The organism is Muricaecibacterium torontonense, from assembly GCF_004793925.1.
In the GTDB taxonomy this organism is placed as follows: Bacteria; Actinomycetota; Coriobacteriia; order Coriobacteriales; family Atopobiaceae; genus Leptogranulimonas; species Leptogranulimonas caecicola.
On the sequence record NZ_SRYE01000001.1, the window covers coordinates 568,255 to 591,789 of the forward strand.

Consider the following 23,535-nt stretch of genomic DNA (forward strand, 5'->3'; position numbering starts at 1 on the left):
CATAAATACTGATAATAGGGGATTTTGGCTTTCGAAAGGCACGGACCCAGCCTATGAATGTCTCAGAGCCTTTGAACGTAGCTTTTCTCGGCAGCAGTTTTTATAAGGGTCACGGGGTTTTTGTAGGTCGGATGAGAGGGCTGGGCCGCTCAGGCCAACTGGGTAAAATGACTTGCGTCTTATATGTGCTTGCGCCATGGCAACCTTGGCGAGCCCTTGCCCCTCCTGGGGAATTATGATCGGGCGCCGATCTGGCGATAAGCGAATACCACCAGGAGGGTAATTTGAAAGCATATGTTTCTACCAGCGACGAGGTGCTCTCAGAGCTAGAGAGCAACTCGGAGACGGGCCTCACCCCGGCCCAGGCGGCCAAGCGCCTGGAGGTCAACGGCCCCAACAAACTGGACGAAGCCGAGAAAGACCCGCTTTGGAAGCGCCTGCTCGCCCAGCTGGCCGACCCTATGATCATCCTGCTTCTGGCCGCTGCCGTCATCAGCGCGGTGGCCGGCGCTGCCCAGGGCGAATCTGACATTGCCGACGTGATCATCATCCTCTTTGTGGTGGTGGTCAATGCCGTGCTGGGCGTGGTGCAGGAGTCCAAGGCGGAGGAAGCCTTGGAGGCTCTGCAGCAAATGGCCGCCAGCACCTCAAAAGTGGTGCGCGACGGCAAGATCCTCGATGTAAAGAGCGAGGATCTGGTCGTGGGCGACATCGTGGTGCTGGAGGCAGGCGACGCGGTGCCGGCAGACTGCCGCATTTTGGAGAGCGCCAGCCTCAAGGTGGAAGAGTCTGCGCTTACCGGCGAGTCGCTGCCCGTAGATAAGGTAGTGGAAGCGCTGGTGGCCCAAGGGGACGACATTCCTCTGGGCGACCGCAAGAACATGGTGTACATGGGTTCCACCGTGGTCTATGGCCGCGGCCGCGCCGTGGTGGTAGCCACCGGCATGGACACCGAGATGGGCAAGATCGCAGACTCCATCAACCAGGCCAAAGACGAGCAGACGCCGCTCCAAATCAAGCTGGCCGAGCTCTCTCGCATCCTCACCATTGGCGTCATCGCCATCTGCATCTTCATCTTCATCGTCGACTTTATCAAGCACGGCGCCGAGTTCATGGCTGACCCGCGCCTGATCATCGACACCTTCATGGTGGCCGTGTCCTTGGCGGTAGCCGCAATCCCCGAGGGTCTGGTGGCCGTGGTCACCATCGTGCTCTCCATTGGCGTCACCAAGATGAGCCATGAGGCGGCCATCATCCGCAAGCTCACCGCCGTGGAGACCTTGGGCTGCACCCAGGTGATCTGCTCCGATAAGACCGGCACCCTCACCCAGAACAAGATGACCGTGGTGCGTCACACCGGCGCAGACGAGGACGAGCTGGTGCGCGCCATGGCGCTGTGCAACGACGCCCAGTGGGTGCTGGCCGAGGAGTCTGCCAAGGGCGAGCCTACTGAGGCGGCCCTGGTGGCAGACGCCGCCAAGCACGGCCAGCCCAAGACCGACCTGGACGCCCGCTTCCAGCGCGTGGGCGAGGCCCCCTTCGACTCCGGCCGCAAGATGATGTCTGTGGTGCTCAAGGATGTTGAGGGCGACCTGGTCCAGTACACCAAGGGCGCCCCTGACGAGGTGCTTAAGCGCTGCGTCTCTGTGGTGACTTCCGACGGTGTGGTGCCCCTCACCGACGAGATCCGCTCCGCCATCCTGGAGGAGAACAAGGGTATGGCAGACGACGCCCTGCGCGTGCTGGCTGCCGCCAAGCGCCAGTGGCCGGCCGCCCCTGAGTCTGAGGACGCCGCCTACCTGGAGCAAAACCTCACCTTCATCGGCCTTTGCGGCATGATCGACCCGGTGCGCCCCGAGGTAGGCCCCTCCATCCAAGAGGCCCACGACGCAGGTATCCGCGTGGTCATGATCACCGGCGACCACATCGACACCGCAGTGGCCATCGCCCGCGAGCTGGGCATCATCTCCGATCGCTCCCAGGCCATCACCGGCAGCGAGCTCGATAAGCTTTCCGATGAAGAGCTTGCCGAGAAGATCGCCAACTACGGCGTGTACGCTCGCGTGCAGCCGGAGCATAAGGTGCGCATCGTCGAGGCTTGGAAGGCCCAGGACCAGATCGTCGCCATGACCGGCGACGGCGTGAACGACGCCCCCTCCATCAAGCGCGCCGACATTGGCATTGGCATGGGCATCACCGGCACCGACGTCACCAAGAACGTGGCCGACATGGTGCTGGCAGACGACAACTTCGCCACCATCGTGACCGCCGTGGAAGAGGGCCGTCACGTCTACGACAACATCCGCAAGGCCATCCAGTTCTTGCTCTCCTCAAACATCGCCGAGGTCATCGCTGTCTTTGTGGCAACCATGGTGGGCTTTGTGATTTTGGAGCCCGTGCACCTGCTGTGGATCAACCTCATCACCGACTGCTTCCCGGCACTGGCTTTGGGCATGGAGAAGGCCGAGCCCGGCGTCATGCGTCGCCAGCCCCGCAAGGCCTCTGACGGCATCTTTGCCGGCGGCATGGGTGTAGACGTGGTGTTCCAGGGCGTCATCATCTCTCTCATGACCCTGGCGAGCTACTTCATTGGCATTCAACACCAGTTTGGCACCATCGACCTGGGTTTCATCGCCAACAACCCCGAGGCGGGCATCGAGGGCATGACCATGGCTTTCCTGACGCTTTCCATGGTGGAGATGTTCCACTCCTTCAACATGCGCTCGCGCCGTCAGTCCATCTTCAAGCTGGGCAACCAGAACCCCTGGCTTTGGGGCTCCTTCGCGCTGTCGCTGGTGCTCACCTACGTGGTCATCGAGGTGCCGGCAGTGGCTGCCATCTTTGGCTTCGCCGAGCTGGACATGCCCAACTATCTGATGGCTATGGGCCTGGCCTTCCTCATCATCCCCATCATGGAGATCTACAAGGCCTGCTGGCGTGCCCACGATCGCAAGAAGGTCGACGCTCCTGCCGCCTAATCCCTAGGCTGCACGCTCAACGCTCTCTGACACAGCAAATAAAATCGGCTCTCGCGAAACCTGTGCGAGAGCCGATTTTTTGTGGCGCGAGAGCAGTGATGCAGTAGCTCAGACCGCATGCGCAGAGCTGATTGCGAGGGGCAAGCGCGTGAGGGGACGTGGTCTGGACGCTGTGAGCGCTGCGCCTTTAGGCGAGGGCGGCGCGACCCAGAGCGTCGGCGCCCTTGAGCGCATCCACCACCATCTGAGGGGTGACCTCGAAGGGCATGTTGCCCATCGTGTCGCCCTCGGCGCAGGCGCCCTGAGCCACGGTCATGAGCTTCTCGGGCGTGGGATCCTCGATGCCTACCTGGGCAAAGGTCACAGGAAGGCCCAACTCGCAGCAGAAGTCCAGGACCTCTTCTAGCTCGTCGGTGGGAACGTCTTCAAGCACCAGCTGGGTGAGGGTGCCAAAGGCCACCTTCTCGCCGTGGTAGAGCTCGTGGGTCTCGGGCAGCAGGGTAAGGCCGTTGTGGATGGCGTGAGCGCCGGCCAGGCCGCAGGACTCAAAGCCAATGCCGGAAAGCAGAGTGTTGGCCTCGACAATGTGGTCCACCGCGCTGGTGTTGGCGCCGGCATCCAAGGCGATCTTGGCTTTGAGGCCGTCTTCCAGCAGGGTCTCGTAGCACAGCTTGGCCAGCGCATAGGCCGCCAGGGTGGACTTGCCGCCGGCGCAGGTGTCGGCATCGGAGTTCACGCAGGCGCGGGCCTCAAAATAGGTGGCCAGGGCGTCGCCCATGCCAGAGACCGTCAGGCGCACCGGGCTGGCGGCGATGACGGTGGTGTCCATCAGCACCAGGTTGGGGTTGGAGGGCAAGAACAGGTACTCATCGAAAGCGCCGTCGTCGGTATAGAGGACCGAGAGGGCGGAGCAGGGAGCATCCGAGCTGGCGATGGTGGGGCAGATGGCCACCGGCAGTGACTCGTAGAAGGCCACCGCCTTGGCGGTATCCAGCGTCTTGCCGCCGCCCACGCCCACGATGACGTCGCAGCCCTTCTCGGCTACCACGTCGCGCAGGCGGGCCACCTCGTTCTTGGAGCACTCGCCGCCAAATTCCTCGAAGACGCAGACGGCGTCTACAGAGGCAAAGCCAGCCTCGATCTTGTCGCCCACGCGGCGCTTGCCCGAGGCAGTGATGAGCACCAGGGCCTTGGAACCCAGGCGGGCTACGAAGCCACCCAGGTCAGAGAGGGCGTCGGGGCCTTGGACGTATTTGGAGGGGCTGTTGAACACTTTTGCCATAGCGAGACCTTTCTTGAAGTGTGGGCGAGCAAGGCGAGGCATGCTCAGGCACACTCTGCCTCGTCCCAGCTCAATGGGTGAGCTGGGCAACCTGTCGCCCGCTAAGACTGAAAGCATCTTAAAACAAACGCGAGTCTCTAGGTTGTGGGGCCTTGGGCTGTGGGGAGTCTGTGTGAGAGGAGTTGGGGTATGGTGCCAAAAGAGTCGCGCCACTTTCAAGGAGTTGCCCCATGGCCAAAGCCCGTGCAGCAAAGAAGCGGAGATCTTCTTGGCAGGAACATGCCGTGAACCTGCCTGCTCTGGACAAGCTCCTAGATGTGCCTTCCTATGAGGATGTGGCGCCCTCGGCTGAGCAGGTGGCGGCCTTCGAGGCGGTGTGCACGGCCCATCCTGAGGCGGCAGACGAGTTGGCGCTGGGCTGCGTGTGCAGGCTGGATCGCGGGTTTCCGGCGGTGTTGACCCCGCAAGGGCCCGTCCGCGCCGAGCATGCGGTGCAGATTGCCAAAGAGTCCGATCTGCTCAAGCCTGCGGTGGGCGACTGGGTGGCGCTGCGCTGTCCTCAAGATCATGATCGCGCGGTCATCGAGCAGGTACTTCCTCGTTGGAGCGACGTGGCACGTTGGCGTGGGACAACCCGAGGCGAGCGCCAGACATTAGCGGCAAACGTCGATATCGTGCTCATCGCCCAGGCGGAGTCCGACCGCGGCATCTCGCTGGATCGCATCGCCCGCTCTGCCACCATCGCCGCCGACAGCCACAGCGCTTGGGCCGTGGTGCTCACCAAGGCTGACCGCGCCGCCAGCCCCGAGGCCTTGGCCGCCGACATCGCCTCCATCCACGAGGTCTTGGGCCTCGACGCCCCCGTAGTGGCCTGCGCCAGCCTGCTGGAAGGTCCCGCTGCCAAAGAATCCATCCCTGCCGAGAAGCCCTTAGCCTCGCTGGCTGAGGCCGTGTTGGGGGAAGGGGCTGCCTGGGGGCTTGACGCCGTGCGAGACCTCGTGCCGCCTCGCAAAGTGGGCATGGTGCTGGGGCAGTCGGGTGCGGGCAAATCGACGCTGCTCAACGCCCTTTTGGGCCATGAGGCGCTGGAGACCGGCGAGGTGCGCCAGCGCGACGACGCGGGACGGCATACCACGGTGACGCGTCGGATGGTGAAGCTGCCGGGCGCCGGCGTCATCATCGACTGCCCGGGACTCAGAAGCCTGCCGTTGGTGGGCCATGAGCGGGGTCTCGCACAGGTGTTGCCCCAGGTGGCCCAGGCAGCAACCCGGTGCAAATTCAGGGATTGCACCCACTCCCACGAGCCGGGCTGCGGGGTTATTGAAGCCTGCGAGGAGGGGCTCTTCTCGGCAGCGGCACTGGGCGTCTATCGAGCTCTGGCAGACGAGATGCGCCAGTCGGCCGACAGCTTGGATCCCGACGTGCGCCTTTAGCGACGTGCATCTTTGGCAGCGCGCGCCATGCGTCCTCCTGCGTCGTGCGCCCTGCATGGCTTTGACCTCGTGCGCCTTTCGCCGCAGGTGGCTTTGGCGACGGGCCGCTGGCGAGGAGCTGCGGGCGAGGGGCAGTCGTTGCGCATATAAATATCAAACTAAAACTAAATATTGAGGAAACTGGTTGCGTGGTTGGACTGTGAAAAACCATGTAATAGGTTGCCTAAAAAGGCCCATTGATATGCGTCGATGGAGACGCCTCTGAGCTGCGGCGATGATCGCCTTGGTTGGAAAATGGTCAGAAATTTGTCAAAAAGCGGACAGATGACCTGTCTGCAGCTGACGAGAAGGCGGCTTCGCTGGGGGATTATGGCCGCATCGGGAAGCGAGGGGAGGTTCGATGTCCAAGCGGTTTCGATGGCTTTTGACGGGCGCCTGCGCGTTGCTGGCGGTGCTTTGCGCCGTGGCCTATGGGGAGGAAGTGCGCGCGCAGGTCGAGGCCTCTAGAAGTGAGGCGCTCGAGCGTTACGGCGGCGAGGTGGCTCATGTCGTAGTCGCCACGCAGCCTGTTGCCGAGGGCGAGGCGTTGGATGCCTCCAATTGCGCCCTCAAAGACTGGTTGGTGGACCTTGTGCCCGAGGGTGCGCTGGCATCCCTGGATGATGTCACCGGAGCTGTCGCGGCGGGTCCTGTCGCCAAAGGTTCACCGGTATGCAGTGTCAACCTTCAAAGTGATGCGGCAGCGCCGGTAAAAGTGCCGCCTGGTTGCGTGGCTCTCTCGGTCCCGGTCAACGACAAGACCGGCGTCACCGCACAGGTGGCGCCGGGCACCTCGCTGGCGGCGTTCAAGGTGAGCGATGGCGAGACCCGTCTTATCTCTGAAGTGGTGGAAGTGCTTGCGGTCGATGGGCGTAGCTCGGGACAAGCGGGGCAGATCACGTTATCGGTGGAGGCTGAGGACGTGTCGCCTCTCATGGCTGCAGGCTCTGACGGCAGCCTGCGGTTGGTGATGGTATCGGACGAGGCGGAAGGCTTATTGGGCGTGGCTGCGGCGAGCCCGGCAGTCGAGTGAGGCAAGGGGGGTCCCATGGGTGCTACCTGGATCGTATGCGCAGGGGAACAAGAGAAATCCCAGGTGATACATTGTGCAGTCCCGGTTGGAGCGCGCACTTCGATCACCTTTGTGTCCGATGTCTGGCAGCTGCGGGCTGAAGTTGCGCGGCGAGGACGTCCTTTTGTGGCAGTGGGTCCGGGGCTTACGATGGACCCCTTTAATCTGGGCGCAGCGCTGGCCTGTGATGGCCAGGCGGCCCGAGTAGTGGTAGTTGCATCGCACATTACTCCTGAGCAGCGCTTTTGGGCACAGGCAGTGGGTGTGAGCGATGTCTACGACCTTGCGGGAGAGGCTCCTGGGGCGCCTTTGGCTCTAAAAGAGGCTGAGGAAGAGGACGGAAAGCTATCCCAGGAGCCCAAGGGTCAACTTAAGGAGTCTCTCTGCGAGGATTTAGACGAGCCAGAGGACGCCGGTGTGACTCCTGTGAGACTTCACGAGGAGACACAAGAGGCGGCTGAGTCTGAGGGGGCGCCGGTAGTCGTGCTGGCTTCTGCCCGCGGGGGCGTGGGGAAAAGCTCCATTGCCGCGCTTATGGGAGTGTGTGCGGCTCGTTGGGGTCTGCGCGTGGCTCTTTTGGACTTCGACCTGGCATTTGGCGATCTTTACGGCTTTTTTGGCCATCCGGCTCCCGTAGACCTCATGGATGTGATTCGGTTGGGCGCCACTTCCGATCCGGGGCGCTTGTCGCTGGCGGGCTCGGGAGTAGAGGTGACTGAAGGCCTTACGCTGTACGGCCCCTGTGCTGCCCCAGAATATGCCGAGCTGGTGGCCCCTCATGCGCTCCAGCTGGTGGTGGCTGCCAAACGCGCCTTTGACTTAGTGATAGTAGACACCTCCTCTGTTTGGGCCGATGCGGTGGCTCAGGCGGTACAGGTGGCCGACCGCGTGGCCATTGTGGGAGACGAGCGTGCGGGGGCCATTGGCTCTTTAGCGAGAGCCGCCAAGTTGGCCGTGCGCCTAGGGGTGGCAAGGACTCGCATCGTGCGCCTCATGAATCGCTGCGACCCTCGCTGCCGCGACGAGGAGTTCATGACGCGGGCTTCGTTGGGGCTGGAAACCACCAGCTCTTTTAGGGTGCTTGAGGGCACGGTGGATGTCTCTGAACTGCTGAGCTCCGGCCATGCGGTGGAGCTAGCCGAGTTGGACAACGAGTTTTCCAATTCCTGTGCGGCCACCTTGGCCAAGCTGCTGGCAGAGATGGGGCGCCTGCCCGACCATCCAGAAGCGCGCAAAGCCCGAGATGCGCGGGTGGTCAGGCGGCGCTCGGTCTTTAGCTTTGCCAAGGCGGCCGGCTGATGAGCCTGCTGGAGCGCGTCCAGGCCGCGGGGGTTCTCGAAGAGGAACCGTTGGGTGGACAGGATAGAAAGCGTAGAGAGCAGCTTAGAAAAGCCCTGGTAGACAGGTTGGGTTTGTCGGCAGTCGCAAGGTTGGTAACCGAAGAGCGGCCGGAACGCGCCCGAGAAGAGCTCAAGGTGGCCTGCGAAGCGGTGCTCAACGGCCAGGACTTTGGGATTACTGAGGGAGAGGAGCGAGCAGGCCTGGTCCAAGAGGTGCTCGATGACATCTTGGGTCTGGGAGTGTTGCAACCTTTGATGGACGACCCCTCCATCACGGAGATCATGGTCAATGGCACGCGCTCGCTCTATTTTGAGCGCGACGGGCAGATCCACGGGGCACGCCGGGTCTTTGAGACGGCAGATCAGATCATGCTGGTGATCGATAGGATCTTGGCTCCTTTAGGGCGCAGGCTGGACGAGTCCTCGCCCATCGTAAATGCCCGCCTTCCCAACGGAGACCGAGTAAACGCCGTGATGGCGCCCATTGCCATTGATGGGCCGGTGATGACTATCAGGCGCTTTAGCGGTCGGATCGCCTCGCTGCAAAAGCTTGTGGAGCTGGGATCTTTGCCAGCTTGGTACGCCCGGCTCTTGAGTTGGGCGGTGCGCCTTAGGCAAGACGTGGCGGTAGCGGGAGGCACCGGGTCTGGCAAAACCACGCTGCTTAACGCGTTGTCACTGGCAATTCCTGCCGGCGAGCGCATTGTGACCATCGAAGACTCTGCCGAGCTGTCCTTCGATGCAGCCCTTCATGTGGTGAGGTTGGAAGCCCGAAGCGCTTCCATCGAAGGCCGAGGTGCCATCACCATTCGCGATTTGGTGACCAATGCCTTGCGTATGCGCCCCGATCGCATTGTGGTGGGCGAGGTGCGCGGCGAGGAGGCCATCGACATGTTGCAGGCCATGAATACAGGCCATGATGGGTCGCTTACTACCCTTCATGCAGGGAGTGCTCAAGAAGCAGTTTCACGTTTGGTATTGATGTCGCGTTTTGGCATGGACTTGCCGGCCGATCTTATCGAGGAGCAGGTGGCTACTGCCGTAGACCTCATCGTGATGAGCAAGCGGCTGGCCAAGGGGCAGCGGCGAGTGACTTCTACCAGCCTGGTGGAGCGAAGCGAAGGCGGCGGGGTTCGCCTGACAGAGATAGTGAGCTTTGATGAGGCGAATAATCGCTGGCAGCTGGTGCAGGAGCCTCCCTTTATCGGCCAAGCGTTGGCAACAGGACAGCTGGGTGACGAGGAGGTGGCACGATGGCGCTCTGGCTTTGGGGCGTAGCCCTTGCGGCAGGCAGCGCATGTCAGCTTGCGTGGGCGAGTCATAGCAAGGTCCGTGCCAGAGTGGGTCAAAGCCCCCTAGGAAGCGCGCTGGAGCTCGTTGGGGCCCAGCCTTTTGCACAAGAACTTTGTTCATGGGAGGCAGTGGCCCCTGCGGCGGACTGGCTCTCTCAGCTTGCCTGGAATCACGGGGATACGCTAGGGCCGCTCCGGTCGCGGGGCGCATTGGTGCTCACCGGCCCCATGGCAGGGATGGCGGTGGCGTTTCTCGGCAGCTCGGCGTCGCTATTTGTGGTGGGGCTCTTAGGGGGGTATGGAGGCGTGCTTCTGGCGGCCTCTTCGCTCCGGCGTCAGCAGGCACGGCAAGTGGCCAAAGCCATCCCTGATGCCTACAGGTCTCTTGCGGGAAGCCTTGGGGCCGGGCAAACGTTGAGTCAGGCCATTGGCTATGTGGGACGTCACAGCCGCGGCAAAGTGGGAGAGGCCTTCAAGCAGGGGAGCTTCGAGCTTGCCTGTGGGGCTTCGGTTGAAGAGGCGCTGGATGTGGTGTGCGGCTCCATCGACGATCCCTCGGTAGGTTTGCTTTCCTGTGCGCTGCTGGTGTCGCAGCGCACAGGGGCGCCCTTGGCCCCGCTGCTGGAACGCTCAGCCGAGCTGGTGGAGGACAAAGAGGGACTGGAGACGTTGCTTCGCACCAAAACGGCCCAAGTGCGGTTCTCTGCCGCAGTGGTGATGGTGCTTCCCTTGCTTTTGGTGGGACTCCTCCTGCTTATCTCGCCGGATTTTCGCGCTGGAGTGGCCTCTCCCATAGGCCTTGGCAGCCTTTTTGTGGCGGCTCTTTTAGACCTGGGCGCCATAGCTATCATGCGCTCGCTGCTCAAAGGCGTGCTCTCATGAGCGGATGGCTCTTCCTGGCTGCGGTGGCTGCGGCGATGGCTGGCTGGGCAGTGAGTAGACGGCCTGCAGGCACGATCCTTGCCGAGAAAAACCGACTTCCTGGCACGGAGCTTGTGGAAAAGCTCAAGCGCTGGGGGCCTTTGGCCGCCTGGGAAGCCGAGCGGGCACGTCGCCAAGACGCCCAGATTTGTTTGGAAGCCATGCCTGAGTTCTTGGACATTGTGAGCCTGGGCCTATGGGCAGGCCTTCCCTTTGATGCCTCGCTGGACCTCTACGTGAGTCGCAGCCATACGCTTTTGGCCAAGCGCTTAGATCAAGCAAGGCTGGCGTGGTCGCTGGGAATCTGCTCGAGGGCCGAGGCGTTGGAAGCTCTGGCAGAAAACCTGGATTTGGCGGCTCTGCGCCGTTTTGCGGATGCGGTCTCTGAGTCTTTGGAGTTTGGCGTGCCTTTGGCGGCCACGTTGGAGCGGCAGTCGGCGGCCATGAGGAGGGATCAGCGGCTGCAGGTAGAAGAGGAGATCGAGCGTGTTCCAGTAAAGCTGTTGCTGCCCATGGGGGCGTTGGTGGTACCGGCGCTGCTGCTGGCCATTTTGGGGCCGCTTCTGGCCGCGGCCTTTTTGACGATGGGCTAGCGGCGGTCTGGGACGCAGCGGGAGCGATCCGTGGAAAGGAAAGGTGGGTTATGAAAGCGATGTTAGCCAAGCTAGAGAGGCGGATTTGTGGGTGGTGGGCACACATGGCCCAGGAGGATTCGGGCCAAGGAACCACCGAATACGCCATCTTGGTGGGCGTGCTGGTGCTTATTGCCATCGCGGCCATCCTGGCGTTTCGAGGAAGAATCGAAGAGCTGTGGAACTCCATCGCAGACGGCATCAATCAGCTGTGAGAGTGTGCGCGCCACAGGACTTCTCGGCCAAGAAGCCTATGGGGACCACCGCGCGAACCACAGCGCGGATGCGCGGGTTTCTCGGCATCTTGGGATCGCTTGTAACCTTGGGCATCGTGGCGCTGATGATTGTAGGGGGAGGTGTCACAGCCGAAAAGGCGCCTGCAGGCGACCAGAAAGTCGCAACTGTTGAGGGTGAGGGCTTCTCGGCAGGGGCAGATGATACGGAGGCTGTGGCAGATGCGCAGGATGTGGCACAGGGGACGCCGGGGGTAGATGAGCGGGTATCCCAGCTGGCCAGCCTGACTGCCAATGCAGCGTGTACTGATTGCTATGAGGTGGCTGAGCCGCTGAATGAGGCGGCGCGGCAGGTGGTGGAAGCGCGGCAAGCCCAGGGCGCGGCGTTGATGCGCGGGGGCTACCTGGATCTTTTAGGAAACCTGTGGTCGTGCATCACCTGGACGGCCGATGAGGTGACGCTCACATTTATCAAAGATGTCTCGGTGGGCGATGAGGTGCGCTGCCGGGTGACCCATGTGCAATTTGAGCGAGAGAGATGGGAGAAGCTTTGTGATTCCTAGTGAAGGAGTGGGAGAGTTATGTACAAAATCCCAGTTGATACCCAAAGGAAATCATTGCGATCTAAAGAGAAGGTTTGGGCACGGATTCTTGTTTCTGAGCAAAGCGGCCAAGCCACAGTGGAATATGCCATGGCACTGGCGGCTTTTTTGGCGTTGCTTATGGGTTTGGGCGTCCTGGCAAAAGCGCTTATGGAAGGAACGGCTGTGCAAGGGGCCGCCTTGGCGGCGCCTGGGACAGCGGCAATCTCGGTTTTGGCGGCAGCCCAAGACATCCTTCTTTTTTGAAGAGTCCGGTCAAGCTACCGTAGAGCTTGCTCTGGTGCTTCCCTGCGCACTGCTGGTCATTGCTTTGTTGCTCCAGCCGCTCTGTCTGTTTTACACGCGCATGGTAATGGCTCATACGGCATCGCAGGCTGCCCGCGTATTGGCAACGAAAAAATCATCTACCTCGAATGATGCTCTACGCGCCTATTGCCTGAGACGTCTCCGTGCAATTCCAAACCTCGAAATATTTCATGAGGGAGGAGAGGGTGGCTGGGAGGTTTCCTTCGAAGGAAGCGAGGCAGATCATCGGGTCTGTGTCACAGTAAAGGGCTTTGCTCGGCCGCTGCCCTTGCTGGGACTTGTAAGCGCTCTTTTGGCTTCTGATGGCCAGAGCATCGACCTTCAAGTGCAGGCCCAAGAAACCCTGCGTCCTACGTGGTTGGAAGGTTCCTATGACTCCTGGGTATCCATATGGTCCTAAGAATCAGGATGAACGGTATATATGCCAAGGAAAACCCAACGAAAATCTTTGCTCTTGTCCTGACAATGATGCCCGTGTGTCAGAAAGACCGATGTCATGGGCTCCTGAGATCCGCTGGGGTATCGCCACCTTTATTGATGATGAGGGCGGCTTTACTTCGGTAGCGGTGGCTTTGGCGCTTCTGGTGAGTCTCTGCCTAGTGTTTGCGGTGGCGCAGGTGCAATGGGTGGCGGCACGCTCAGGCGATGTGCAAGTGGTTGCCGATGCGTGCGCTCTCTCGGGGACTCGGGCGGTGAGGGCATTCTCTGTGGTAGCTCAGGTGAGCGATGCCTGTGTGCTGTCTTTGGGGCTCTGCGCCACGCTGGTGTGCGGAGCGGGTCTCATTACTGCGCTGGTGCCAGGAATGGGTAACGCAGGCCTTTCTCTGGTGGAAAGAGGTCGCTCAATGTTTGAGAGCAGAGGGCAGTTTGCTGCAAGCGCAGCTCACGGTCTTCAATCTTTAGAGCGTACCCTTCCAGCCCTGATTGCCACCAATGCCTGGGCTACCGCAGATGCCTATAGGGGTCGCATCGCCTACCGAGGGACAGCTCTTGCGTACCCGCAGGAATCTGGTTCTTCCTATGATTTGGCAGAAGATGTGGATGCCGATGATCTGGCCGACCAGGTAGCTCAAGCTGCCGAGTTATCCAATAAGGCCGCTCAAGACAAGCAGGCGCGAGATACGGCTCTTGAGCGTGGCTGGCACGCTGATTGCCTAGATGATCCTTCTTGTCTCTACTCTCGAGCCGATGCATTGGCCTCCTTGCCTGTCGATAAAAACCCGCACTTCGCACATCCCGATGGGTGGAACTTTGGAGTGGCGCTTAACCGAGCTCGAGCTTACTATCGGGCACGCCTGTCACAGGAATCACCTGCATCATCCTCTGTAGAGGAGCAGGTAAACTCTGCATGTCGGTTAGCATTTTTTGAATATGCCGCTCAGGCCACAGCTCAGGGAACCTATCAAGAGCATCCGGATGGCACCAAGACCATCGACTTGCCTGAGCTGCCTCATGACAGAGCAAGCATGCAACAAACCTCGCTTTACACCCAGGTGCGCTGGCCTGTCACACAAGAAGGCTCTACTCGCTACATCCACGGCTATACTTCTTGCCCCAAGGCGCAGGGCAACGCCCAATCTTTGGCAGCAGTATCCGAGGTAGATAGTGGCACATGCATTAGCTGTCCCGTTTGCAACATGGGCCCGCAAGCCTTGGGACGCACCGCCTCTGCGTCCACCAACATCTCCAATGGCTTCGAGCATTACTGGCGCACAATTGTCGAAGCTTCCAAAGACTTTGAAGAAGCCGATAAGCGCTACCAACAAAGCCAGGGAGAGCTCAAAGAGCTGGCTCAATCTCAGAGCAGTCTCTATGAGCAGGTGCTTCAACAGTTGGCGGTGCCTCGCCCAAAGCTATGTCCTCCTGGAGCCTGGGGTTGTGTGGGAGTTGCTATTTCTGGAAGCACACAAATTCCTGTGGGACTTACCAGCGGTTTTGCAGGTGAAGGGGAGCTTCCGGCTGGATGTGCCATAGCGGGCGCCACTTTAGCGCCCGACCCTCAAACGGCCCAAAACAACGTGCTCTCCCGCTTTTTCGACAGCCTTACGCAAGGCGAGGAAGGAGGAGTGGCGGGAGTGATTCAAGGAGTTACCTCACTCTGGGGTGAGTTGCTTTGCGGCTACGGGGATGCCTATGGAACGGTAGGCGATACGGCCAACAAACTATTTGATGGGTTAGATGCGGTGGGCGCTGGTGGGGCTGCCAGCTGGCTCAAGTCCAAGATGTCTGAGATGGTGGCGACCCTAGGCTTTGAACCTGCAGATTTACGCCTAAGAAAACCGGTGCTGTACGCTACTCAGGACGTATTTGACAAAGACGGATCTGGAGATGGGGCGAGGGTGCGTTCAGTGCTCCAGCAATTGCCTGCAGAAGGTTCTGCTGCCGATCTTATACGAGCTTTTGGCCACATAGCCCAAGATTGGATAGGGGAGCAAGAGATCACTTTGGGAACACTTGAGATTCCGGGACTGCCTCTCTCAATACCTATCAAGGTGCGGCTGGGCGAGCTTTTGAGCAGCCCATGAGGAGGGAGAAGAGAGGCCTCTGGCTAAAGAGAGGTCTCTGGCTACAAGTAAAGAGATTATGGGTGCGGGAGGTTGGGCACCTTTTACGAGAAGATTTGGGGCAGGCAGCGGTCGAGCTCGCAGTGGTGATACCCGTAGTGCTTGTGGTGGCTCTTATCGTCATTAACCTAGGCTTTTTCCTTTATGCCTGTGCAGCTTTTGACCGGATTGCACCTGACATGGCGCTTGCCTATGGCAGCGCTCCTACAGGGGAACAAGATGCAGCCTCAGCGACGGGGCAAATCAAAGAAGCCATTGAGCACGCGCTGGATCTTCCTCAAGTAGAGGTTCAAGTGAGTGCGGAACCCATCGATTGGACGCAATCTGGCTTAATAGCTTCGCTGGCTCCAGGGCGCATCAAGTTTGTATGCACGCTGAGCTACCGTCCCATTCCCAGCGCATTCTCGATAGCGGGTTCCTCTTTTGTGGCCCCTTGGGCTCTGGAGCATCGCTGCATTGCTGTGGTGGATGCAGGAACCGTGGGATTTGGCGTTTAGAGCGCACTGCAGAAGCGCGGTTTCAAGGCGAGCTATCGGCAGCGCTGCAGCCAGTAGGCCAGTTGTGAATCAAATAAGTTAAAGGAGATGTTCATGCGTTATCGACGTTTCAAACTCACCTCTTCAAGCTTTAAAGATGACCTGGGAAATACGCTTCTCGGAGTGGTACTCGAAAACTACGAAGAGCGTCTTCAAGGCCTTAAGGGGCACACTTGTGAATGGGCTGGACGCCTCGTGGCGTTTCCACATTGCTGCTCGGTACACACCTTTGGCCTCAGAGAACCCATTGATATCGCCTTTGTCTCAGAGGCCGGCCGCGTACTGCGCTCTGAAGTCAGCGTGCCTCCTCGAAGATTGCTGGTGTGCCCCAATGCCTTCTGGACCTTTGAACGCGCGCGATCTGATGAGCCATGGCTCGACAGCGGCGACCATATTCAAGCAGAGGAGACGGTGATCGCATTTCCCGGTATCTTTCAGCGCACGGTAGTCAAAACTGCAGCTCTCCTTACGGGGCCGCCTCAGACTCCTGTCCCTTTAAGCGTTCCTCAACCTAGAAAGGAGCCCTCATGAGCACCGCGCTGTTGCCAAGTCCTGTCTCTTCTGTGCCTCCAGAGACATCCCTTTCTGCAAAAACCTGCCCTCATTGCGGATCTCTGCTCTTTTCAGATATGGATGCCTGCTACCGATGCTTCCACCGCTTTGACACTCCTGCACCCCCACAGGCTGATACTTTTGCCTCTGAGGGCTTATGGGATGACCCATTTTTCGATGCACGGGAGAGCAGTAGGCATTTAGCTTCCGTGCCTTTGGATGATCTGCCACATTACGAGGATCCTTTTGCTGCCGAGAAACCCGCGCCTTCCTCCCCGCCTTGGGAAGAGGATATGTCGTCTTGGCTTGACTCTGTGTACGATTGCAGCGATCCCTCTGGATGTGGGGAATCTGGGTCGAGTTGGCCAAATGGTTCTTATTTAGCTTGCGAGGAGCCGAGGACTGAAAGCCCGCATGTCAAGAGCTTGTCTTTTTTTGGGGTTGGTCCGGCAGAAGATGACGTGGGTCTGCCTTGTGAGTATGGCGGGAAATGGCCATTTTCGCCGGAAGATGCCGAGGTTGACGAGGCAGATGAAACTTGTGACCTTACCGCCATAAGCGAGTCGATTTCTTATGGGCTGCATCTTAATTGGCGCGGTCTGGAAGTGACAATCCCTATACCGGCTCAGGGTCTCACCCTGGGACGAGCTTCTTCTTGCGATGTGGTCTTGCGAAGCGCTGCCATATCTCGCCGACATGTGCAGATAGTGGTGGAAGATGGAATGGTGCTCGTGGCCGATCTTGGCTCGGTTAACCAGGCGCTTTTAGACGATAAGCCCGTTGAGGTTTGTGAGCCTTGGTTGCCCGGAAGCGTGCTCAACCTGTGTGGAGCCCGATTCTCGTTGATTGTGCTTGACCCACGAGAGTGACGTGTTATAGTGATTGAGCGCTTTGAGCGCAGTCTGGCTGGGTAGCTCAGTTGGTAGAGCAGAGGACTGAAAATCCTCGTGTCAGGGGTTCGATTCCCTTCCCCGCCACCAGAACTTTCAAGGCCACCGATGTCAAGTCGGTGGCCTTCTCTTTTTCATGCGACTCACGGGTGAGTCGAGACAACGTTTTCTTCTATCTGATCAAGCACTTGCGGCTATCAGGAGGAGCCCGGCAGAGTGGTGCCGAGATCGCCCTTACGATATCTAAGGGCCACTATATATGGTTATGTGCGAAGACCTAATGCCTTCTTCTGAAAGAGGGAAGGGGTGCCGGCACACTGCACCTGTTGCAAAAAATGGAAGTTTGAGTTCATCGCGAAAAACGCCAGCAATGCATTTTGGGTTGTGACAGGACGCCACCAAATATTCATGGCGCTATAAGTGTCCTATAGACAGGACACAGAACTTTTGTTCTGTGTCGTAAGGTAGTTGAACCGAGCAAAGCGACGAATCCGCTAACGCAATTGGTTAAAAAGATTCGCATTTCTTACGAGAGGTCCTTTTCAATAGGAACATCCGTTCTATACTAAGAGCCACGATTTTGGTTGACTTGGCAGTGAGGTTTGTAAGCGAACAGGAAGGAGGCTTAAATGAATGAGTCGTGTGCCTATCGCAAGCAGTACGTAGATGTGGTTGCTAAGATGGACACGGAGGGTCATGTAGTGCCTTTAGAGGTGCAATGGCCTGATGGCCGTCGCTTTCCCATAGACAAGGTGTTGGATCGCAGGCAGGCTCATTCCTTTAAATGTGGTGGAGCTGGTATTCGCTATGCCATATCGGTAGGAGGCCGCAATACCTACCTCTTTTTCGAGAACCCTCTGTGGTTTGTCGAGGCTATGGCATAGGACAAGGACTTGTTGCAAGTTTAGAGGACAAGGCTGTCTAAAAAAACTCTAGAAACCCTATCCGCCTACGGTGTTTCACAGAGAGGTTCTTGGTTTGTGGGCTTGACAGCATGTTGGGAATGATAGGTTGAAAGAACAGCTGGAGCGAGCTTTACACTAAGGACCTTACGTGCGTGGGAGGGCGATCCCCGTGGAACATAAGATGTTGTATGGAGTAAACCTAGCCGGTTGGCTTGTGCCGGAGCCTTGGGTCACACCATCTCTGTTTGCAACCACCGGCGCCTTTGATGACCGTGGCTTGTTGGATGCCTTGGGGGCAGAGCGCTATCACAAGGTGGTGGACCTCCATCGTGAGACTTTTATTACAGAGCAGGATTTTAGGCAAATTGCTGATCGAGGCTACAATGCAGTGCGCCTCCCTGTGCCTTGGACTGTCTTTGGCAAAGAGGGTCCTATGCCTGGAGTGAGCGAGCAGTGCATAGACTATGTGGACAGTGCGGTCACGTGGTCAGAGGCGGCAAACCTCAAAATCATGTTGGTGCTGGGCGACATTCCCGGCGGCAACGAGATACCAGAGGCTCTGGGTAGCGTCATTGGCATGGGTAGTCGTTTGCGCAAGCCGGTTATTGAGGTGTGTGCTCGTTTGGCTGCCCGCTATGCGGATCGTAGTTGCTTCTTGGGAGTTGAGCCTTTAGATGAGCCGGTAGCCCAAAAGCGCCAGGGGTTCACTATGAGTCCGGGGGTCCCGCTGCACATTCTGCGCAACTTCTATCGCGATTGCTATGAGGCTATTCGCGGTCAGGCGGGAGAAGGGCCTACGGTCATTCTATCGACTGCAGGACGCACTGACGGTTGGTCGCTCTTTATGGCCCAAGGCCGTTATAAGAACGTATGGCTTGACGTACATCCTTACCACTACAACGATCTTGTGGATGCAGCGGGGCCTGCAGGCATCCGCCAGCTCGTGGACAGCTCAGTGGCTGCCATCGAGAAGGTCGGTCGATCCGGCTTGCCGGTAGTGGTAGGAGAGTGGTCGGCCGCACTTCCAGTGAGCTCGGCAACCCCTACCCCAGAGGGGCGCCTGGCTATGGAGCGCGTGTACGCCTCCGCGCAAATCCAAGCATTCCGCCAAACTGAGGGCTGGTTCTTCCAAACCTGGAAAACAGAGACTCGACTTACCGCATGGGATGCACGTGTCGCATTTTCCACCTTCGAGCGCGGAATGTTTGACTGATGGGCGAATCTACGACTTTTGGCCTGCTATCTGTGGTGGGCACTCCTATAGGAAATCTGGCTGACCTATCACCTCGTGTGAGGGATACTTTGGCAAATGCCAATGCGATTCTCTGTGAAGACACGCGGGTGACTGCCAAGCTTCTCAACTACTTGGGGATTAAAAAGCCTCTGGAGCGCTGTGATGAAAACGTCATTGCGCGAAAAGTGCAGGCGGTGATAGAGCGACTGGGAGTCGGTGAGAGGGTTGCCTTTGTCTCAGACGCAGGCATGCCGGCAATCTCTGATCCCGGACAGCAGTTGGTGGATGCAGCTCTCGATGCAGGACTCAAGGTAGAGGTGATACCGGGGCCTTCGGCGGTGACCTGTGCCATTGCGCTTTCTGGCCTTTCGGCATCGCACTTCTTCTTTGAGGGGTTTTTGCCTCGCAAATCCGGAGCTCGTCTGCGCAGATTGCAGCAGCTCTCAGCCATACCTGGCGCTTTGGTGATCTACGAGTCTCCTCATAGAGTGGTCTCCACCTTGGATGCCTGTGCAGCGGTCTTTGGGGAGCGCCCCTGTGCTCTGGTGCGTGAGCTTACCAAGGTGCATGAAGAGTGCCGCCGTGGTAGTGCCTCTCAGCTTTGCGAGTCTGTGCGTTCTCAAGAAGAGCAAGGATCCCCGCTCAAAGGAGAGTGCGTCATTGTAGTGGGGGAGATAGACGAGGAGGCGCAGCCGGGGATAGATGAGAAGCTCGATCCTCAAAGGGTTGCCGCAGATCTCCTCGCCCGAGGCCTGTCCCCTTCCGCTGCGGCAAAAGAACTCGTGCGTCTATGCGGCCTCAAGCGTTCTGCGGCTTATGACCTTGTGCTGACTTCGCGCTCCTAATCATCACAGTGCTGCTTGGTACTTTTGGACGAGAGGCGCTTGGAGACTTTGCACTCTCAACCAACGAGCTCAGTTGTTTGTACAATGAACAGCGAAAACAACGGGTGCCCATACCCGGCGCCCCTGACCTGAACGGACGATCATGGACCACACCAAGCCGTCGTATTACATCACAACTCCCATTTATTATGTCAACGCCGCTCCTCACCTGGGTACTTCTTATACCTCGGTGATTGCAGACGTGCAGGCGCGCCTTCGCAGGTCCATGGGCTATGACGTCATGTTCTTAACGGGTACTGATGAGCATGGCGAGAAAGTGGCACAGGCTGCAGCAGAGCATGACATGACTCCTAAAGAGTGGTGTGATTCTCTGGTGCCTGCGTTCAAAGAGCTTTTGGAACTTCTGGATATCACCAATGACGACTTCATTCGCACCACTGATGACCGCCACATCGAGACCGTGCAACGCCTTATGGACGTTATCAAAGACAACGGCTATATCTACAAGGGAAGCTATGACGGTTGGTACTGTGTGCCAGAGGAGACCTACTTCACTGACACCCAGGTACGTCATGCAGATGAAGAGCACCATACCGAGGGCCAGCATCTGTGCCCAGACTGCGGTCGCCCCTTAGAGCGTGTAGAGGAGGAGAGCTGGTTTTTCAAGCTCAGCGCATTCCAGGATCGCCTGTTGGAGCTCTATCGCACCAATCCCTCTTTCGTTGAGCCCGAGATCCGCCGCAATGAAGTGGTTTCGTTTGTGGAGGGTGGTCTTAAAGACCTTTCCATCAGCCGCACGAGCTTTGACTGGGGCATTCCTTTACCCTTTGACGACAAGCATGTGACCTATGTGTGGTTTGACGCGCTTATCAATTACCTTACCGCCGTTGGCTATGGAAACGACCCTGAGGAGTTCGCCTATCGTTGGCCTGCAAACGCTCAGCTTGTAGGTAAAGACATTATCCGTTTTCATTGTGTCATCTGGCCAGCCATGCTTATGGCTGCCAATCTGCCTGTGCCTCAGGAGATCTTCGCCCATGGTTTCCTTACAGTGCGCAATGAGGATACCGGTGCTACAGAGAAGATGTCCAAAAGCCGCGGCAATGTGGTTTCTCCTCAAGCAGTAGTGGATATGCTGGGTGTCGACGGCTATCGCTACTACTTCATGACTGACGTAAAGCCAGGCACTGACGGCGGTATCTCGTGGTCTCGCATGGAGCAGGTCTATAACACTGACCTTGCCAATTCTTGGGGCAATTTGGTGTCGCGCACGCTCAACATGAGCGCCAAGTACTTTGATGGCAAGACGCCTGTGATGGAACAGGGCTGGGAAAAGGTAGAAACGCCCCTCTCGGAGCAGGCCAACGGCATTCTTACTCGCTACGTAGACAAGATGTTTACCTTTGCCTACGACGAAGGCGCTGCAGAGGTGATGGAGCTCATCCATCGTGCCAACCACTTCATCGAAGACAATGAGCCCTGGGCTTTGGCCAAAGATCCCGCCAACGCACCCAAGCTTGCTTTTGTGATTGGCTCCCTTATTGAGGCCATTCGCCTAAGCGCTCATCTGCTCATGCCTCTTATGCCAAACACCAGCGTAGAGGTGCTTCGCCGTATCTCTTGCGGCGATGAGATCGGTGCTTCCGATCTCGAGACCCTATGTGAGTGGGGCCAATTTGTGCAGGGCGCCCCTGTCACCAAGGGCGATGCGCTGTTCCCTCGCCTGGTCGTAGAGGGCGCTCAGCAAAAAGGCGATCGCAAGAAAGCTCAGAAGTAATGGAGCGCCACCAGGGTCCCGCTAAGGATCATGGAACAGAAAGCCTCACACAGTCGGAGGGTTCCCTTGTAACTCCGGCTGTGTCCTCGGGCGCCGCTCAGAGTGCTTCCAGCGACTTGTCTCAAGCCGAGAAGAACAGGCCTTCTCTGCCTCAGAGGTTCTCTCCTCTTGCCACTCCGTCGGCCACTCGCAAAGTGCTGGAGGAATGGGGGCTCAATACCAAGCATCGGCTGGGTCAGAACTTCTTGATAAACGATGGGGTCATAGGCCGCATCCTACAATTGGCTCAGTTGAGCGAGCTAGATGTGGTGCTGGAGGTGGGTCCTGGTATCGGAACGCTTACCAGGGCTCTGGCTTCTCAGGCTGGGGTGGTGGTGGCCATTGAGGCTGACCGTGAGCTAGGGCCAGTGCTCCGAGGAACGCTGGGCCAAGGCGAAACTCCCTTTGCGTTGCTTATGGGCGATGCGCTTAAGGTCACCCCTGATGCCATCTCTGCCGCTATTGGAGAGCTGTCGGTAGAAGGTCTTGCGCATACACCAAATAAGTTCGTGGCAAACCTGCCCTATCAAGTGGCAGCAACTCTCATTTTGCAGTTCTTCCAGGAGCTTCCTGGCATCAACCGTGCTGTATGCATGGTACAGAAAGAAGTGGCAGATCGCATCGCAGCCAGCCCAGGATCCAAAACCTATGGGGCTTACACGGCGAAATTAGGTCTGTTTGCCCAAGTCACAGGTCGCTTCGAAGTAGGTCCGCAAAACTTTCTGCCTCCTCCACGCGTCGATTCCGCAGTGGTGCGCCTCGACCGCTTGATGCGCACCAACGATCAGGGCGAGCCGCTAGATGCAACCTTTATCGCCGGCTGTGTACGTACTATCGATGCAGCCTTTGCACAGCGCCGTAAAACCATCCGTAATTCCATGGGCTCCTTGGGCTTTGACAAGTCGTTGCTTGACCAGGCCTTTGAGGCTGCCGGTATCTCTTCCAGTGCCCGTGCAGAAACCCTCACTACCCAGGAATTTGTGACGCTTACTTCAAAGCTTTTCGATCTTGGGGCGCTCTAGCCCAAGGAGGTACTCCATGAAACGTCAGGAAGCGCTACTGGAAGACGGCGTGCTCTTTCATACCAAAAAGGGAAAACCGCAACCGTGCCCTCGCGCTCTAGCTCCTTTGGCAGACACCCATGGGCACCTTACAGTGTTCCGCGAGCAAAACCCCGCCTGCGCCATTGCGCGCGCAGCTCTTGCAGGCCTGCGTCTTTTAGTAGTGCCGGCAGATCCCACCGAGGATGCGCCTCAGGCGGCAGCGTTTCTCGGCCAGATGGAACAGTGGATCCAAGAAGCTCGCCTGAGGTTGGATGAAGCAGCGGCTACGGGTATTGAGACGCCGCAGTTTAAGGGTTATTCGGATCTTCCGGCGTTGGTGGACAATGTCCAGGTGGTCGCAGGCGTGCATCCCTACGGGGCCGCTCTTTACTCTTCCCAGGTAGAGGAACAAATGGAGGTGATGCTTGCCGATCCTCGATGCACAGGCGTTGGTGAGATTGGCTTGGATTACACCTGTAAGGTGGATCCCGTGTTTCAGCAAGAGGTCTTTCGTCGGCAGCTGGCTATGGCTTGCGAGCGCGATCTTCCCTGTGAGCTACACATTCGTGATGCAAAAGACGATGAGGCGGCTCTGGCCCATCAAGATGCGCTGAGGGTGCTAGACGAGGTGGGGATGCCTTCGGCAGGGGTGGATTTGCACTGCTTTACCAGTAACGTCTCAGTAATGGAGCCCTTCGTGGAGCGCGGATGCTATGTGGCTTTTGGCGGTGCGCTTACCTTTAAGAACACCCAGGATATCCGCGATGCTGCAATGGCCTGTCCTGCAAATAGGCTGCTTTCAGAGACAGATTCGCCCTATATGGCGCCGGTGCCGCTGCGCGGGTGCGAGTGCGAGCCCGCTATGGTGGCCCTTACCGCTCGTGCCCTGGCTGATTTGCGTGCCGAATGCGGCTTGGCTGTGCCTCAAGAAACCTATGAGCAGCTGTGGGCCAACGCCTGTGAACTCTTTGCGCCTTTGAGCTTGCTACACTAAGAGCGTCTTCTTCCTCGCCTCGTTTG

At 58.5% G+C, this 23,535-nt stretch carries 22 protein-coding genes and 1 tRNA gene; 22 read left to right on the plus strand and 1 reads right to left on the minus strand.

Annotated features, from left to right (window positions below; all coding sequences use genetic code 11):
• Positions 1 to 284 precede the first annotated feature (284 nt).
• Positions 285 to 2,978, plus strand: a complete 2,694-nt coding sequence (locus E5334_RS02315) for a calcium-translocating P-type ATPase, PMCA-type (protein WP_136011982.1) — start codon at positions 285 to 287, stop codon at positions 2,976 to 2,978.
• Positions 2,979 to 3,165: 187 nt separating this feature from the next.
• On the opposite strand, the gene E5334_RS02320 is transcribed toward E5334_RS02315, so the two are convergent.
• Positions 3,166 to 4,260: a glycerol dehydrogenase gene (locus tag E5334_RS02320; RefSeq protein WP_136011983.1), complete on the minus strand. Its 1,095-nt coding sequence runs from the start codon at positions 4,258 to 4,260 to the stop codon at positions 3,166 to 3,168.
• Between the two features lie 230 nt (positions 4,261 to 4,490).
• Here E5334_RS02320 and rsgA point away from each other — a divergent pair, with 230 nt between their 5' ends.
• From rsgA to E5334_RS02420, 21 genes are all read left to right on the plus strand, one after another.
• Positions 4,491 to 5,693, plus strand: coding sequence for a ribosome small subunit-dependent GTPase A (gene rsgA / locus E5334_RS02325; RefSeq protein WP_136011984.1), 1,203 nt, complete (start codon positions 4,491 to 4,493; stop codon positions 5,691 to 5,693).
• A 400-nt stretch (positions 5,694 to 6,093) separates the two neighbouring features.
• On the plus strand, positions 6,094 to 6,765 hold the full coding sequence (gene cpaB, locus E5334_RS02330; protein ID WP_136011985.1) for a Flp pilus assembly protein CpaB: 672 nt from the start codon (positions 6,094 to 6,096) through the stop codon (positions 6,763 to 6,765).
• A 15-nt stretch (positions 6,766 to 6,780) separates the two neighbouring features.
• Positions 6,781 to 8,103 (plus strand): CpaE/TadZ family protein, encoded by a 1,323-nt coding sequence (locus E5334_RS02335; protein ID WP_136011986.1) that lies wholly within the window; start codon positions 6,781 to 6,783, stop codon positions 8,101 to 8,103.
• Complete coding sequence (locus E5334_RS02340) at positions 8,103 to 9,422, plus strand: TadA family conjugal transfer-associated ATPase (protein ID WP_136011987.1); 1,320 nt, start codon at positions 8,103 to 8,105, stop codon at positions 9,420 to 9,422. The genes E5334_RS02335 and E5334_RS02340 overlap by 1 nt, the downstream gene beginning before the upstream one ends.
• A complete protein-coding gene (locus E5334_RS02345; protein WP_136011988.1) occupies positions 9,398 to 10,318 on the plus strand; it encodes a type II secretion system F family protein in 921 nt (306 codons plus the stop codon). The genes E5334_RS02340 and E5334_RS02345 overlap by 25 nt, the downstream gene beginning before the upstream one ends.
• Positions 10,315 to 10,950: a type II secretion system F family protein gene (locus E5334_RS02350; protein ID WP_136011989.1), complete on the plus strand. Its 636-nt coding sequence runs from the start codon at positions 10,315 to 10,317 to the stop codon at positions 10,948 to 10,950. Before E5334_RS02345 ends, E5334_RS02350 begins: the two co-directional genes overlap by 4 nt.
• Positions 10,951 to 11,054: 104 nt before the next feature.
• Positions 11,055 to 11,204 (plus strand): Flp family type IVb pilin, encoded by a 150-nt coding sequence (locus tag E5334_RS02355; protein WP_265591544.1) that lies wholly within the window; start codon positions 11,055 to 11,057, stop codon positions 11,202 to 11,204.
• A gap of 38 nt (positions 11,205 to 11,242) precedes the next feature.
• A complete protein-coding gene (locus tag E5334_RS02360; protein WP_136011991.1) occupies positions 11,243 to 11,785 on the plus strand; it encodes a hypothetical protein in 543 nt (180 codons plus the stop codon).
• Positions 11,786 to 11,914: 129 nt separating this feature from the next.
• Positions 11,915 to 12,070 (plus strand): hypothetical protein, encoded by a 156-nt coding sequence (locus E5334_RS08740; RefSeq protein WP_275438897.1) that lies wholly within the window; start codon positions 11,915 to 11,917, stop codon positions 12,068 to 12,070.
• A complete protein-coding gene (locus tag E5334_RS02365; protein ID WP_275438894.1) occupies positions 12,015 to 12,530 on the plus strand; it encodes a TadE/TadG family type IV pilus assembly protein in 516 nt (171 codons plus the stop codon). The genes E5334_RS08740 and E5334_RS02365 overlap by 56 nt, the downstream gene beginning before the upstream one ends.
• 91 nt (positions 12,531 to 12,621) lie before the next feature.
• Positions 12,622 to 14,655 (plus strand): hypothetical protein, encoded by a 2,034-nt coding sequence (locus E5334_RS02370; RefSeq protein ID WP_136011992.1) that lies wholly within the window; start codon positions 12,622 to 12,624, stop codon positions 14,653 to 14,655.
• Between the two features lie 62 nt (positions 14,656 to 14,717).
• Positions 14,718 to 15,191, plus strand: a complete 474-nt coding sequence (locus E5334_RS02375) for a TadE/TadG family type IV pilus assembly protein (RefSeq protein WP_167604268.1) — start codon at positions 14,718 to 14,720, stop codon at positions 15,189 to 15,191.
• 93 nt (positions 15,192 to 15,284) lie between these two features.
• The gene (locus tag E5334_RS02380) at positions 15,285 to 15,761 is read left to right on the plus strand and encodes a DUF192 domain-containing protein (RefSeq protein WP_136011994.1); all 477 of its coding nucleotides are present in this window, start codon (positions 15,285 to 15,287) and stop codon (positions 15,759 to 15,761) included.
• On the plus strand, positions 15,758 to 16,651 hold the full coding sequence (locus E5334_RS02385) for an FHA domain-containing protein (RefSeq protein ID WP_136011995.1): 894 nt from the start codon (positions 15,758 to 15,760) through the stop codon (positions 16,649 to 16,651). Before E5334_RS02380 ends, E5334_RS02385 begins: the two co-directional genes overlap by 4 nt.
• A gap of 35 nt (positions 16,652 to 16,686) precedes the next feature.
• A tRNA-Phe gene (locus tag E5334_RS02390) sits at positions 16,687 to 16,762 on the plus strand.
• Between the two features lie 539 nt (positions 16,763 to 17,301).
• Positions 17,302 to 17,556: a hypothetical protein gene (locus E5334_RS02395; protein WP_136011996.1), complete on the plus strand. Its 255-nt coding sequence runs from the start codon at positions 17,302 to 17,304 to the stop codon at positions 17,554 to 17,556.
• A 190-nt stretch (positions 17,557 to 17,746) separates the two neighbouring features.
• Positions 17,747 to 18,790: a glycoside hydrolase family 5 protein gene (locus E5334_RS02400; RefSeq protein WP_136011997.1), complete on the plus strand. Its 1,044-nt coding sequence runs from the start codon at positions 17,747 to 17,749 to the stop codon at positions 18,788 to 18,790.
• A complete protein-coding gene (rsmI, locus tag E5334_RS02405) occupies positions 18,790 to 19,656 on the plus strand; it encodes a 16S rRNA (cytidine(1402)-2'-O)-methyltransferase (RefSeq protein WP_136011998.1) in 867 nt (288 codons plus the stop codon). The genes E5334_RS02400 and rsmI overlap by 1 nt, the downstream gene beginning before the upstream one ends.
• A gap of 142 nt (positions 19,657 to 19,798) precedes the next feature.
• A complete protein-coding gene (metG, locus tag E5334_RS02410; RefSeq protein WP_136011999.1) occupies positions 19,799 to 21,433 on the plus strand; it encodes a methionine--tRNA ligase in 1,635 nt (544 codons plus the stop codon).
• Positions 21,433 to 22,494, plus strand: coding sequence for a 16S rRNA (adenine(1518)-N(6)/adenine(1519)-N(6))-dimethyltransferase RsmA (rsmA, locus tag E5334_RS02415; RefSeq protein WP_136012000.1), 1,062 nt, complete (start codon positions 21,433 to 21,435; stop codon positions 22,492 to 22,494). The genes metG and rsmA overlap by 1 nt, the downstream gene beginning before the upstream one ends.
• Positions 22,495 to 22,510: 16 nt before the next feature.
• Complete coding sequence (locus tag E5334_RS02420) at positions 22,511 to 23,509, plus strand: TatD family hydrolase (RefSeq protein ID WP_136012001.1); 999 nt, start codon at positions 22,511 to 22,513, stop codon at positions 23,507 to 23,509.
• Positions 23,510 to 23,535 lie beyond the last annotated feature (26 nt).